The sequence below is a fragment of the Clostridium sp. UBA4548 genome (genome assembly GCF_002387895.1).
In the GTDB taxonomy this organism is placed as follows: domain Bacteria; phylum Bacillota; class Clostridia; order Clostridiales; family Clostridiaceae; genus Clostridium_J.
The window spans coordinates 105,809-119,491 of record NZ_DGLI01000028.1 but is presented as its reverse complement, the minus strand read 5'-3'; the positions used below and the strand labels follow the sequence as shown (position 1 = coordinate 119,491).

Below are 13,683 nucleotides of genomic sequence, written 5' to 3'. Positions count from 1 at the left end.
GATTTATAATGGAGGAAAATAAATGAGTGGAATTACACATGATTATATGGAAGATTATTTAAGAAGCTTAATTCCAGATAATGTAGGAATTTTGAAAGAGCTTGAGGATTTTGCTAAGGAAAATTCTGTACCAATTGTGCAAAAGGAAACAGCAAAATTTCTTCAGTTTATGATTACACTAAAAAAGCCTAAAAAGATTTTAGAGTTGGGTACGGCAATAGGCTATTCCTCCATACTAATGAATTTGTCTTCAGGTGGTAGTAATAAAATTACTACCATTGAGAGAGATGAAAAAATTATAGAAATTGCTAAGATGAACTTAGAAAAATACAACTTGAATAGCAATATTGAAATTCTTCAAGGTGATTGTCTGGAAATTCTAGAAGGATTAGAAGGCAGCTATGATATGATATTTATGGATGCAGGTAAGGGACATTACAATCACTTTTTGCCGCACTGCCTAAGACTTTTAAGCCCTGATGGAGTTATTGTTGCTGATAATGTATTATTTAGGGGAATGGTAGCATCTAAAGAGTTAGTAAAAAGAAGAAAAATTACTATAGTTAAAAGAATGAAAAATTATTTAGATTTAGTATCTAAGGATGAAAACTTAGTAACTACCATATTGCCTATGGGAGATGGTATTGCATTAACAGTAAGGAGGGACCATGATGATAAAACCAGAATTGTTAGCACCAGCAGGTAATTTAGAAAAACTTAAGGCTGCTATAAACTTTGGAGCTGATGCTGTTTATTTAGGTGGAAATAAGTTAAACTTAAGAGCTTTTGCAAATAATTTTACTAATGAAGAGCTTAAGGAAGGGATTGAGTTTGCTCATTCAAGAGGGAAAAAGGTTTATGTTACTTTAAATGTTTTCCCGCATAACGAAGATTTAGAGGGATTAGAGGAATATCTTGTGGATCTTTATGAGATTGGAGCAGATGCAATTATAGTTTCTGATCCAGGAATAATAATGACTGCTAAAGAGGTAGTTCCTAATCTTGAATTGCATTTAAGTACTCAATCTAATAACGTAAACTGGAAATCTTGTACCTTCTGGCATAAGATGGGTGTAAAAAGAATTGTTTTAGCAAGGGAATTATCCTTAGAGGAAATAAAGGAAATTAGGGAAAAAACACCTGAGACTTTAGAACTTGAGGTATTTATCCACGGTTCTATGTGTATGTCTTATTCAGGCCGTTGCCTTCTTTCAAACTATATGACTGGAAGAGATGCAAATAGAGGTGAGTGCGCTCAACCTTGCAGATATAAATATCATTTAGTTGAAGAAAAGCGTGAAGGGGAGTACTATCCTATAATTGAAGATGAAAAAGGTACATATATAATGAACTCTAAGGATTTGTGTATGATAGAACATATTCCTGAACTAATGAGTACAGGTGTGGTTTCCTTTAAAATAGAAGGAAGAATGAAGAGTTCATATTATGTAGCAACAGTATCTAAAGCTTACAGAGAAGCTATTGATGAGTATATGAAAAATCCTTCAGAATATAAGTTTAAAGAAAAGTGGTTAGAAGATTTAGATAAGCCAAGCCATAGAAAGTACTATACAGGTTTTTACTTTAATGATCCTAATAAACAAATTCATGAATCTTCTGCTTATATAAGAAAATATGACATAGTTGGAGTGGTAAAGAATTTTGATTCTGCTACTAATACTGCAACTATTGAACAGAGAAATAAAGTCTTTGACGGAGATAGTGTTGAAGTACTACGACCAGTAGGAGATAACTTACAAGTAGTATTGAAAGATATGAAAGATTCCAAAGGAAATAAAATAGATTCTGCACCAAGTGCCCAAATGTTATTTACTGTAACTATAGAAGAAGAGTTGCAGGAAAATGATATTGTAATTAAATCCAAGGAGGATAAGTAATGAAACGCCCAGTTTTAATAGGAATTACAGGTGGTACTGGTTCGGGAAAAAGCACCATTGCCAGAGAAATATACAAGAGTTTTACTGAAGAATGTATTGCTATGATTGAGCAAGATTCTTATTATAAGGATCAAAGTTATTTAACCCCTGAAGAAAGAACAAAAACAAATTATGACCATCCAGATGCTTTTGACACTCAGCTTCTTGTAAAGCAATTAAATGACCTAATTCACGGTAAATCTATACATAAGCCAATTTATGACTTTGAAATTCACAATAGAAAAGTTGAAACAATTCCTGTGGAGTCAAGAGATATAATTATTGTAGAGGGAATTTTAGTTCTTCAAGAAAAAGAATTAAGAGATATGCTTGATATTAAAATTTATGTAGATACTGATGCAGATGTAAGGTTCATTAGAAGGTTGGTTAGAGATATTAATGAAAGAGGAAGAACTATTGATTCAGTTATAACTCAATATTTAACTGTGGTTAAGCAAATGCATGAACAATTTACTGAAAACACAAAAAGATATGCAGATATTATTATACCTGAAGGTGGACATAATAAAGTTGCTATTGATATTATAACAGCAAACATTAGACAAATACTTCAAAACTAATATAAATATATTGGAATATAATACCTCACTTTAGTCAATGATTACACTAGAGTGAGGTGTTTTTATGAGCTTTAATATTAGAGGTAATAAACAAAAAATATTAGGTAGAACCTATGCTTTGACAAGCATTATGATAGTTTTATTTATAGTTTTAAGTTTAAGGCTTGCCTATATTCAGTTATTTGATAATAGTAGTCTTCAGACTATGGCCAATAGGCAATACTACTATGAAGAAAATATAAAAAATATGCCTTATAAGCTACTGGATAGAGAAAGTGAAGAGTTGTTTAACTACGAAAAAAAATATTATGCTGTAATAGATATAAACAATTTTATTACCATGAATAGCAAGGAAAACTTAGCAGAAATTCAATCCTTAACTTATACCCTTCGAAATTATAATAAGGATTATGATTTGACCCTGATAAAATACTCAAATCAGGGTAAGCAATATTATGATATAGATAAGACCACTTATGAAAAACTAAAAGACGTGAAAACTGTAAAGGGTTTTTATGTGTACGAGACTAATGAAACAGAAACTCAGATTAATTCAAATATAAGAAATGTGATAACTCGAGGGACAAAAGTTTCAGATAGTACTAAATTAAAAGATGAAGGAACTCTTGAGAGAGAAGTATATGAATATGTTAAAGATAATAAATATACTAAGATTAGATTTGAAAAAGATGTTAGTGGAAATATAATTGATGAAAGGATAGTAGAAAATAAGGGTAACGTGAACGTAAAATTGACCTTAGATAAAAATGTTCAGGAGCTATCAGAAAAAGTGCTCAGGGATGATAAATATAAAAGCTATGGACAAATTGGCGTAGTGATGATGGAGGCTGACAGTGGGAAAATATTATCTATGGCACTTAAAGATGATTATGGCAATAATGTGAATATAGGAACTCCAAGCGAAAATGGATTTTATGTAGGTTCAATCTTTAAAACTATTGTATATGAAGCTGCTCTTGATGAAGAAATAGTGGGAACTAAGGAGACCTTTAATTTAATAAATGGTTTATTTCCTAAAAGTAAGGAAAAGAAATATAGTTATAATATGAAGGAAGCATTTATTAGTTCCTCAAATAATACCTTTGCTCAAATTGGATGGAGAGTAGGGATTGAAAATTTATATAATTATTCTAAGAAGCAAAGATTGTTTTCAAATATACTAAACTTACAGGATGAAAAAGTAGGGGAAATAGAGGGATATCCGTCTAAAAACTCAGAGGAAATTATAACAAATACATCCATTGGACAGACTGTGAGAGCTACCCCTCTTGCTGCATTAACTATTCCAAATACCGTTGTTAACAATGGGGTATATGTAAAACCAATAATTATTGATAGCCTTATAAAGGAAGATGGAACTGTAGTTAAGAAGTATAATACAGAAAGTGAGAGAGTAATTAATAAAAATACGGCACAAACTTTGAAAAATAGCATGATAGAAGTAGTAAATAATGATTTAGGTACAGGAAAAAAAGCAATGATTCCAGGAATGGAAGTAGGGGGCAAAACAGGAACTACAGAATACTTTGTAAAGGATAAAGATAATCAGAATATAGAATGTTCTGATGGATGGTTTGTTGGATTTTTTAAATACAACAACAAGTATTATTCCATGGTAGTATTTGTTCCACAAATACTGGGCAATGATGCAGGTGGAGGAACCGCCTCCTATGTGTTTAAAGATATTGTGGAAGGAATAGTAGAAAATAAATATCTAAAATAATAATTTCAAATAAATAATTAAGTGTACATGCACTTTTTTATTTTCCAATCATACTATATTAATAAGCACTTTTAGGGGGAGCATCTATGGTTTTCTTGAGTTGGTTATTAAATGTGATTGGACAATTCACTTTACTAACAGGGTATGTATCTGGCAACAGTTCATTTCCACAACCATTGACGGAGGAAGAGGAAAAATTATACTTAAACAAGTTTAAGGATGGAGACTTACACGCAAAGAATACACTAGTAGAAAGGAACTTAAGATTAGTAGCACATATTGTAAAAAAATATTCTTTCCCAGGTAAGGAAGTTGATGACTTAATTTCCATTGGCACTGTAGGTTTAATTAAGGCAATTGATTCCTTTGATTGTTCTAAAGGTACTCGACTTGCGACTTATGCAGCAAGATGCATAGAAAATGAGATATTGATGTTAATCAGAAATAACAAAAAAACTAAGGGTGAGGTATACCTACAAGATCCTATTGGAGTGGATAAAGAAGGTAATGAAATATCTCTTATGGATATTTTAAGTAGCGATAAGGATTCCGTTGTAGAGATAGTGGAAAATAAAATCCAAGTTAAGAAGCTCTACGGGAAAATAAATACAGTGCTGCAAGAACGGGAAAAAGTTATTATTGAAATGAGGTATGGGCTACTTGATGGCAATGCAAGAACTCAGAGAGAAATTGCTAAAATACTTGGTATATCAAGATCCTATGTATCAAGAATTGAAAAAAGAGCTTTGAAAAAACTTTTCAAGGAATTGGGAAGTTGTGGGAATTTTCCTTATTAAACTTTAATTGGCTCTTTACAAGTAGTGGGGAAATAGTTAATAATTTAATAGTAAGGATTAAAGGAGGTGATGTAGTGAGATATAGTGGATTACTTGGAAGATCCATAAAATATTCTATGTCACCTCTTATTCATAACCAATATTACAGGGAGAATAACATAGGGTTAGAATATAAAATTTTCGATATAGAAAAGGGTGCCATTGAGCACTTTCTTAGTGGTATGGAGAAAAATAAGATAATTGGATTTAATGTTACCATTCCCTATAAAGAATATATAATTAGTTTCTTAGATGAAGTTGTATATCCAGCAAAATATATAGGGGCAGTTAATACAGTAACTGTAAACAAGGGGAAGTTAATGGGATACAACACAGATTATTATGGCTTCATTAAAACTCTTGAAGACATTAAATTTAACATTAAGGGATGTAAGGCTCTGGTTATAGGTAGTGGAGGGGCAGCGAAGGCAGTTTTATATGCACTTCATGATAATGGAGCTAAAACCATTGAGGTGGTAGCTAGAAGAGAAGAAACTTTAGTGGAACACAGTAGCATAATAACAAGGGTGTGGAACTTTAATAAGAGCTTTTCTTTAGAAGATTATCACATAGTAGTTAATTGCACCCCTCTTGGTGGAGCAAATCATTCAAATGTAAATCCTATTACTATTATAGCTGCAAGTGAAGATACTTTGTTTTATGACCTTAATTATGTACCAGAAAAGTCATTGTTTTTAAAAAAAGGAGAAGAGTTTGGCTGTAGAATAATGAATGGAAAAAAAATGCTTTTTAATCAAGCATATAAAGCTATAGAAATTTGGAACGAAAACAATGGTGAGGATTTATAAAGGAGATTTTAATATGTTATTACACGAATTACTAGAAGTAACCATGAATAAAAATGCATCAGATTTGCATTTAACTGTGGGAGCACCTCCTACTTTGAGAATTAACGGTCATTTAGTTCCAATCAATAATGACAAGCTTTTGCCAGCCCATACTGCTAACTATGCAAAGGAAATTTTAGGTAAGGATTACGAGGCATATAACACTATGGGTGAGATAGATACATCTTACTCTATTTCTGGTCTGGGAAGATTTAGAGTAAATGTATATAAGCAAAGAGGGGGAGATGCCATAGCACTTAGGGTGGTGGCTTTAAAAATTCCAACATTAAAAGAATTAAAATTCCCATCCTCAGTTAAGGAACTCACTGAAAGACAAAGAGGTTTAGTTCTTATTACAGGACCTACAGGTAGCGGAAAAAGTACTACATTAGCTGCTATGATTAATGAAATAAATAGCAATAGGAGCTCACATATTATTACCCTAGAAGATCCTATTGAATATTTACATAAACATAACAAGTCTATTGTTAATCAAAGAGAAATAGGGAGGGATAGCAAAACTTACCAAAATGCGTTAAGAGCAATATTAAGAGAAGACCCAGATGTTATCCTAGTAGGAGAGATGAGAGACTTAGAAACCATTTCAATAGCTATTACAGCAGCTGAAACAGGACACTTAGTTTTATCTACTTTACATACTATAGGTGCTGCAAAAACTATTGATAGAATAGTTGATGTTTTTCCACCTTTCCAGCAGCAACAAATTAAAATACAGTTGGCAGCAGTTCTTCAAGGAATTGTTTCACAACAATTACTTCCTAAAATTGATGAAAATGGGAGAGTAGCAGCTTTAGAGATCATGACTATAACACCTGCTATTCAAAATCTTATAAGAGAGGGAAAAACTCATCAAATTGAGTCAGCCGTGCAAACAGGAGGCAAGTATGGAATGAAAACCATGGATATGGCTATTTCAGAACTATACAGCAATAGAGAGATTTCAAAAGATGTTGCAATGACATATGCTGTAGATAAGGAAATTTTAAGCAGAATGATGTTGATGTAATTATAAAAAGGTGCATTGGTTTTGCACCTTTTTTAGGTATAACTGTACATAAGTGTAAAAATATGCCCGCAAAAGGCATTTATTATTGCATTTTATTTATCAAGGTTTTATACTAAGATTGAGGATAAACACAAAGTTAGCATTACATAATCAAAGATATCATAATATTTTATAAATTTTTCTTTTAAAATTATGATTTTTTGGAGGAAATTTGATGTTTATGTTGAATATATTCCTTTGAGACTTCTATCAAAGGAGGAACAGTTTAAATGAGTAACCATATTGTTGGAATAGATATTAGCTCATCTAAGGTATGTGGTGTTGTTGGAAAGATAGATAATGATAACAGAATTCAAGTTTTAGGCATTACTACTTCTAAATGTAGTGGTATTAGGAACGGTATGGTAGTGGACATAAATTCAATATCTTATGCAGTTACTAGTGTCGTTAAAGCATTAGAAAATATAGTAAATATGCCTGTTAAAGAGGCTTATTTGTCTATACCAATATCACTGTGTGAGTTAACAAAAAATAGAAGAGCTGTTTCTGTATCTTCACCAAGTAAAGAAATTAAAATTTCAGATTTAAGAAATGTGTTAGAAGCCGTAAAACATGTACCAATGGAAAAAGGCACAGAAGTAGTTGCTGTGGAACCTGAGATGTTTACTGTAGATGAAATGAGCAACATAGGTAACCCCGTTGGTATGACAGGGGAGGAACTTGCAGTAGAAGCTCAAGTGGTAACAGCTCCATCAGCTATGCTAGAGGGATACAAAAAAGCTTTAAGCAGAGCAGGAATTGGAGTTAATGGTATTGTAGTTAATTCATTAGGTATATATAAAGATATTATTGAAGATGATGAGATTGATAACGGAGTTGCACTTATTGATATAGGTGCAGAGGTAATTGAAACTTCAGTGTATAGAAATAATAGGATTTTGAATGTATTTTCTGTAGGCTTAGGCGGAGAAACCATAACTAATGATATCTCTATTTGTCTTAAGGTACCTCATGAAGATGCGGAAAACTTAAAAATAAAGTGTAGTAATTTAATAAAGGACAAAACTTTACAAAATTATAGAGTTAAGGTTAACTCTATAACTGGTAATGGGTCTATAGATATTAATTATGATACTTTAGTTGAGATTATAGGCGAGAGAGTAAAAGAATTATTAAATATCATAAAGAAGAAACTTATAGAAGATGGCAACTATAAAGATATAAACTCCTTTGTAATTGTAGGAGGCGGAGTATCTTTATTCAGAGACATAACAGTAGTTGCTACAGAAGTTTTTAATAAGCCAACAAGAGTGGGGTCGCCTTCTTATGTAGGGGCTGCAAATCCTATTTATTCTACTGCCGTAGGAATAATTAAGGAAATAGTTTTAAGAAATAAAATAAGTAATGAGTTATCAAAAGGTACAGAAGAGTTTAGTAATTTAGAAGTTAATAAGAGAGATGAATCGAAGGAAAAAGTTACATTTTCAAGTAAAATAAAAGAATTTTTGGCAGAATTTTTCTAATGAGGAGGTAGTACTGTGATTGATTTTGATGTACAAGACAAGGACTTATGTAAAATTAAAGTTATTGGATGTGGTGGCGGTGGTAACAACGCTGTAAATAGAATGATTGAAGAAGGCTTAAAGAATGTTGAGTTTATTGGTATAAATACGGATAAACAAGCATTAGCTTTATCTAAAGCTGAATTAAAAATTCAATTAGGAGATAAGCTTACTAGGGGCTTAGGTGCCGGAGCTAATCCTGAGATTGGAAGAAAAGCAGCAGAAGAGAGTAAGGAAGAAATTGTTCAAGCTTTAAAGGGTGCAGACATGGTATTCATCACTGCTGGTATGGGTGGTGGTACTGGTACAGGAGCAGCTCCAGTAGTTGCTGAGATAGCTAAGTCAATGGGAATATTGACAGTAGGGGTTGTAACTAAGCCTTTTCCATTTGAAGGAAGAAAGAGAATGATTCATGCAGAGTCAGGAATTAAATCTCTAAAGGAATCAGTAGATACACTAGTAACAATACCAAATGAAAGATTATTAAATTTAGTTGATAAGAAAACAACTTTAGTTGAATCTTTCAAAAAAGCTGATGATGTTTTAAGACAAGGTGTTCAGGGTATATCAGACCTTATAACTATTCCAGGATTAATTAACCTTGATTTTGCTGATATAAGTACAATTATGTTAGATAAAGGACTTGCTCATATGGGTGTAGGTTCTGGAAAAGGTGACAATAGAGCACAAGAAGCTGCCAAACAAGCAATTTCAAGCCCATTACTTGAAACTTCAATTATTGGTGCTACGGGAGTACTACTAAATGTAACTGGAGGAGCTGATTTGTCATTGCTTGAAATCAGTGAAGCGGCACAAATTGTTCAAGAAGCAGCAGATCCAGATGCAAATATAATTTTTGGTGCAGTTATTGATGAAAATCTTAAAGATGAAATCAGAATTACTGTAATAGCTACTGGTTTTGAGTGTGATAAAGTAATTCAACCTACAAGTAAAATTGAATTACCAAAAAAAGAAGTTACTCATAGTGAGGTAGCTGCAACTAAGGAACCAGAACAACCTAAGTCACAAGAAGAAGATTTTTCTGTACCAACATGGCTTAGAAAAAATATGAGATAATTTAATTAAGGGTGTATAAAACTTAATTAAATGCTTCTATGACTTTTAATAAACTTTAATACTAAAAACAGTTGTAAATTAAATAAAATTTACAACTGTTTTTTTATTTTTTGAAAAATTAATCGTAAAATGACGTAAAATTTAATGAATAAAATCAATTTTAGGATTAGAATTTTACAAATTTTACAGTTATTACAAGTTATAATAGAGTAAAGGAGGAGTAAGCATGGTTATATATCTGGATGTGCTATTGTTTCAAAATTTTATTGTGAATGTTTTCCTCATTACAGTAACTCTACAAACTATTAAAAGAAAAACAAGTATGTTTAGGGTGATTACCGCAGCTTTTATAGGAAGTCTTTATGTGATTCCTATGTTAGTACCTAGATACCAGTACTTAGCTAAGATACCTTTTCAAATTTTTATGGCACTATTAATGATATTTATTGCAGTGAAGGAGAAAAATCTACTATTTATAGCTAAATCTACAATAATATTCTATTTTTACTCCTTTTTATTGGCTGGACTAGCCTTCTACAGTGCACTAAGTGAAAATCCTAATATTACTCCAAACACAAGGGTGATTAACTTTTCATCAAAAAATATTTACATAGGAATTATGATAATTTATACGGTTATAAGCAGATTAGTGATTTATGTTAAAGATCGTAGGAAGCTAGATAAGTTTGTTTACAACATTGAAATTTATACTAAGGAAGTAAAGACTTCCTTAAAGGCTTTTTTAGATACAGGCAATGAATTAAGGGAGCCAGCAACCAACCTACCAGTAATAATTATTGAAAAAGAATATTTTGATAAAATAAATTTAGAGGGGTATTCTATATACCACATTCCATATTCAGTGGTGAATGGACAACATGGAAAATTAATAGGCATAAAACCAGATAGCATTAAAATAACTATGGATGACGAAACCCGAGAGGAAAAGGCAATAGTAGCATTTTGTGATAAAAAATTAAGTAAATATAATGATTATAACGGACTCTTACCAAGAGGAATTTTATAAAGTGGGGGATTGTGATTATGATGAATAAGATAAGAGAAAAAATAATGAGTTTATTAAAAGCTATTCCAAGTTATATAAGTAGATTTATAAGCAAGTTTAAAGCATTTGCTGGGCATGTTTATTATATTGGTGGAAATGATGCGTTACCCCCACCGCTATCAAAGGAAGAAGAGGATAAATTAGTACAAGATTTAGTGTCTGGTGATGAGAGCATTAGAGCAACATTAATTGAACGAAACTTAAGATTAGTTGTTTATATTGCTCGTAAGTTTGAGAATACAGGGGTGAATGTTGAAGATTTGATTTCAGTGGGAACAATAGGACTTATTAAGGCAGTAAATACCTTTGATCCTGAAAAGAAGATAAAGCTTGCCACCTATGCTTCTAGGTGTATCGAGAATGAAATTTTAATGTATTTAAGAAGAAATAGTAAAACTAAGACAGAAATCTCCTTTTATGAACCCTTAAACATAGATTGGGATGGGAATGAGTTATTATTATCAGATATATTAGGAACTGATAGTGATGTTGTATATAACTTTATAGAAGATGAGGTGGATAAGCAGTTACTAGTAATTGCTATGGGGAAATTAAATCACAGAGAAAAAGAAATAGTAGAGCTTAGATTTGGGTTAAATGGATTCCAAGAAAAAACTCAAAAGGAAGTGGCGGATATGCTTGGTATATCTCAATCCTACATTTCAAGACTAGAAAAAAGAATAATAAAAAGATTAAAGAAAGAAATTAATAAAATGTTATAAGGTTGTCTTTAGTATAAAAGTTTTTACATCAGGAGATAATTTAAATGCAATTACTCTGAAGGGAATGAAGACCTTATGATGATCAACAAAGTAGAAATCTGTGGTGTAAATACATCTAAGCTACCAGTTTTAAAAGAAAAAGAAATGAGAGAGCTGCTACTTAAAATGAAAGAAGGGGATTATACCTGTAGGGAACAATTCATAAGGGGTAATCTTAGACTAGTATTGAGTGTAATTCAAAGATTCAATAATAGAGGAGAAAACGTAGATGACTTATTTCAAGTTGGTTGTATTGGGCTCATTAAGGCCATTGATAACTTTGACTTAGGTCAGAATGTTAAGTTTTCCACTTATGCGGTACCGATGATTATAGGAGAAATAAGAAGATACTTAAGAGATAATAACTCAATTAGAGTTAGTAGATCTTTGAGGGATATTGCATATAAGGCATTACAAGTAAGAGATAGATTAGTAAATAAGGATAACAAGGAACCCACTGTTTCACAAATTGCTAATGAACTTCAAATATCTCGTGAGGAAGTAGTATTTGCTTTAGATGCAATCCAAGATCCAGTATCTTTATTTGAACCTATCTATCATGATGGTGGAGATGCAATTTATGTTATGGATCAAATAAGTGATAATAAAAATTTAGATGATAGTTGGCTTGAAAATATATCTATTAAAGAAGCAATGAAGAAGTTAAGTGATAGAGAGAAACTTATATTAAACTTAAGATTCTTTGATGGAAGAACTCAAATGGAAGTAGCAGATGAAATTGGAATATCTCAAGCACAAGTTTCAAGATTAGAAAAAACAGCATTAAAACATATGAGAAAGTATGTTTAAAGAGCCTATGGGCTCTTTTTCTTTTGGTGTAGTAAATAGGAATTAAGGAAATCACTTTAAAAAGCTATTTGAATACAAGGCTTTATTCTAACTAAGAAAAACTTTAAGTTCTACAATTTTAAGTAATAGCATATAAGTTGAATAGATTGTTATAAGTTTTTATGAATTTTCAAGTGATGATTAATTTAGGTATTTTAAAGAGGCTAAAGGAAAAAGTTAAATCTATGCTATATTAGCTTTTGGGCTATAAGAATTAATATTTTATTATTTTAAGTGAGGGGATAAAAATGGAGAGTACAATGTTTGCAATTAATAGTTTAAAAGTGATGGAAATAATCGATATCAACACGGGGAGTAAGCTTGGATATATTAAAGATTTTAAGATAAATTGTGAGAGCCATAAAATAGAATCAATAATTATACCTGCAGAAAAAGCAGGGTGGTTTGGGAAGAGTCAAGATACAGAAATACCTTGGGAAAAAATAAAAAAAATTGGAGTAGATGTTATATTAATTGATGGTGATGGCATTGTAGAGTTTCAACAGCATTAATAGAGAAAGGTGTAGCTACATTAGGAAGTATTGATTTTAATTTTAGTTACTTATATACTAATGTTATAAAATATGTGTATAATAAAATTATATAAGTTATGATATTGGAGTTATATTTTAAATGTACTTTAAAGTAGCTTGTGTTAAGGAGAGTGCAAAAGGGAAGAAAAATACATATTTATTTGCCTTGTTGCATTCTAGATAATAGAAAAAGGGCGTGAAAATCATTGAAGTGTCCATATTGTAATGGAGAAGAAAGTAAGGTTGTTGACTCAAGATCAACAGAAGATAATGTGGCTATTAGAAGAAGAAGAGAATGCTTGAATTGTAATAGAAGATATACAACCTATGAAAAGGTTGAAGATATATCTATTTTTGTTATTAAAAGAGATTTAACAAGGGAACTTTTTAATAGAGATAAGATAATTAATGGTATTATGAGAGCCTGTGAAAAGAGACCTGTAACTCGTAGTAATATTGAATCAATAGTAGATAATATTGAGAAAACCTTAAATAATAACATGACTACAGAAATTAGTTCAGAGGGAATTGGGGAAATGATTCTTGATATGTTGAAAAGTGTGGATGAAGTAGCTTATGTAAGGTTTGCCTCAGTGTATAGAAAATTTGATGATATTAATAGTTTTATGGAAGAAATAAAAAGATTAATTAAAGAAAAGTAAAATGTTTTTGCATTTTACTTGTTTTTTTATATAGATTTCTAAAGTAAAGGAGTGCTTTATTTGTAGTGTTTAAGCTTTAAGAGAGCAACATAAGACTAAATATAATTTTAGGGCTAACTTTAGTTTCCTATATGTTAAATAAAGGTTAAAATTAGGATAAATAGTAGATTATAAAAAAAGGCTATTGTATTATTAAATTA

Annotated in this window: 14 protein-coding genes; all 14 read left to right on the top strand. The window is 31.1% G+C overall.

All coding sequences use genetic code 11. From position 1 onward, the window contains the following. The first annotated feature begins 22 nt into the window (after positions 1-22). The 14 genes from B3040_RS11755 (at position 23) to nrdR (ending at position 13,483) form a co-directional block, all read left to right on the top strand. Positions 23-706: an O-methyltransferase gene (locus tag B3040_RS11755; RefSeq protein ID WP_291573492.1), complete on the top strand. Its 684-nt coding sequence runs from the start codon at positions 23-25 to the stop codon at positions 704-706. Next, on the top strand, positions 672-1,898 hold the full coding sequence (locus B3040_RS11750; protein ID WP_291573490.1) for a peptidase U32 family protein: 1,227 nt from the start codon (positions 672-674) through the stop codon (positions 1,896-1,898). The genes B3040_RS11755 and B3040_RS11750 overlap by 35 nt, the downstream gene beginning before the upstream one ends. Continuing rightward, entirely contained in the window at positions 1,898-2,518 is a 621-nt protein-coding gene (udk, locus tag B3040_RS11745) for a uridine kinase (RefSeq protein WP_291573488.1), read from the top strand. Before B3040_RS11750 ends, udk begins: the two co-directional genes overlap by 1 nt. Before the next feature lie 64 nt (positions 2,519-2,582). Then, positions 2,583-4,262, top strand: coding sequence for a penicillin-binding transpeptidase domain-containing protein (locus B3040_RS11740; protein WP_291573486.1), 1,680 nt, complete (start codon positions 2,583-2,585; stop codon positions 4,260-4,262). 86 nt (positions 4,263-4,348) lie between these two features. After that, complete coding sequence (sigK, locus tag B3040_RS11735) at positions 4,349-5,059, top strand: RNA polymerase sporulation sigma factor SigK (protein ID WP_291573484.1); 711 nt, start codon at positions 4,349-4,351, stop codon at positions 5,057-5,059. A gap of 74 nt (positions 5,060-5,133) precedes the next feature. Then, the gene (aroE, locus tag B3040_RS11730; protein ID WP_291573482.1) at positions 5,134-5,907 is read left to right on the top strand and encodes a shikimate dehydrogenase; all 774 of its coding nucleotides are present in this window, start codon (positions 5,134-5,136) and stop codon (positions 5,905-5,907) included. Between the two features lie 13 nt (positions 5,908-5,920). Next, positions 5,921-6,973: a type IV pilus twitching motility protein PilT gene (locus tag B3040_RS11725; RefSeq protein WP_291573480.1), complete on the top strand. Its 1,053-nt coding sequence runs from the start codon at positions 5,921-5,923 to the stop codon at positions 6,971-6,973. Between the two features lie 269 nt (positions 6,974-7,242). After that, the gene (ftsA, locus tag B3040_RS11720) at positions 7,243-8,496 is read left to right on the top strand and encodes a cell division protein FtsA (protein WP_291573479.1); all 1,254 of its coding nucleotides are present in this window, start codon (positions 7,243-7,245) and stop codon (positions 8,494-8,496) included. A gap of 15 nt (positions 8,497-8,511) precedes the next feature. Beyond that, positions 8,512-9,612: a cell division protein FtsZ gene (gene ftsZ, locus B3040_RS11715; protein ID WP_291573478.1), complete on the top strand. Its 1,101-nt coding sequence runs from the start codon at positions 8,512-8,514 to the stop codon at positions 9,610-9,612. 226 nt (positions 9,613-9,838) lie between these two features. Beyond that, entirely contained in the window at positions 9,839-10,639 is an 801-nt protein-coding gene (spoIIGA, locus tag B3040_RS11710) for a sigma-E processing peptidase SpoIIGA (protein ID WP_291573477.1), read from the top strand. 44 nt (positions 10,640-10,683) lie between these two features. Then, the gene (gene sigE, locus B3040_RS11705; protein WP_291573651.1) at positions 10,684-11,400 is read left to right on the top strand and encodes an RNA polymerase sporulation sigma factor SigE; all 717 of its coding nucleotides are present in this window, start codon (positions 10,684-10,686) and stop codon (positions 11,398-11,400) included. A gap of 75 nt (positions 11,401-11,475) precedes the next feature. Further along, entirely contained in the window at positions 11,476-12,249 is a 774-nt protein-coding gene (gene sigG / locus B3040_RS11700) for an RNA polymerase sporulation sigma factor SigG (protein WP_017414580.1), read from the top strand. A 287-nt stretch (positions 12,250-12,536) separates the two neighbouring features. Next, the gene (locus B3040_RS11695) at positions 12,537-12,800 is read left to right on the top strand and encodes a YlmC/YmxH family sporulation protein (RefSeq protein ID WP_291573475.1); all 264 of its coding nucleotides are present in this window, start codon (positions 12,537-12,539) and stop codon (positions 12,798-12,800) included. 227 nt (positions 12,801-13,027) lie between these two features. Continuing rightward, entirely contained in the window at positions 13,028-13,483 is a 456-nt protein-coding gene (gene nrdR / locus B3040_RS11690; protein WP_291573473.1) for a transcriptional regulator NrdR, read from the top strand. Positions 13,484-13,683: the final 200 nt, after the last annotated feature.

What these genes read in the sequence shown, in the direction of transcription:
- B3040_RS11695 (WP_291573475.1), top strand. Translation starts at nt 12,537, where the DNA reads ATGGAGAGTACAATGTTTGCAATTAATAGTTTAAAAGTGATGGAAATA.
- B3040_RS11750 (WP_291573490.1), top strand. Translation starts at nt 672, where the DNA reads ATGATAAAACCAGAATTGTTAGCACCAGCAGGTAATTTAGAAAAACTT.
- B3040_RS11740 (WP_291573486.1), top strand. Translation starts at nt 2,583, where the DNA reads ATGAGCTTTAATATTAGAGGTAATAAACAAAAAATATTAGGTAGAACC.
- B3040_RS11755 (WP_291573492.1), top strand. Translation starts at nt 23, where the DNA reads ATGAGTGGAATTACACATGATTATATGGAAGATTATTTAAGAAGCTTA.
- spoIIGA (WP_291573477.1), top strand. Translation starts at nt 9,839, where the DNA reads ATGGTTATATATCTGGATGTGCTATTGTTTCAAAATTTTATTGTGAAT.
- sigK (WP_291573484.1), top strand. Translation starts at nt 4,349, where the DNA reads ATGGTTTTCTTGAGTTGGTTATTAAATGTGATTGGACAATTCACTTTA.
- udk (WP_291573488.1), top strand. Translation starts at nt 1,898, where the DNA reads ATGAAACGCCCAGTTTTAATAGGAATTACAGGTGGTACTGGTTCGGGA.
- B3040_RS11725 (WP_291573480.1), top strand. Translation starts at nt 5,921, where the DNA reads ATGTTATTACACGAATTACTAGAAGTAACCATGAATAAAAATGCATCA.
- sigG (WP_017414580.1), top strand. Translation starts at nt 11,476, where the DNA reads ATGATGATCAACAAAGTAGAAATCTGTGGTGTAAATACATCTAAGCTA.
- sigE (WP_291573651.1), top strand. Translation starts at nt 10,684, where the DNA reads ATGAGTTTATTAAAAGCTATTCCAAGTTATATAAGTAGATTTATAAGC.
- ftsA (WP_291573479.1), top strand. Translation starts at nt 7,243, where the DNA reads ATGAGTAACCATATTGTTGGAATAGATATTAGCTCATCTAAGGTATGT.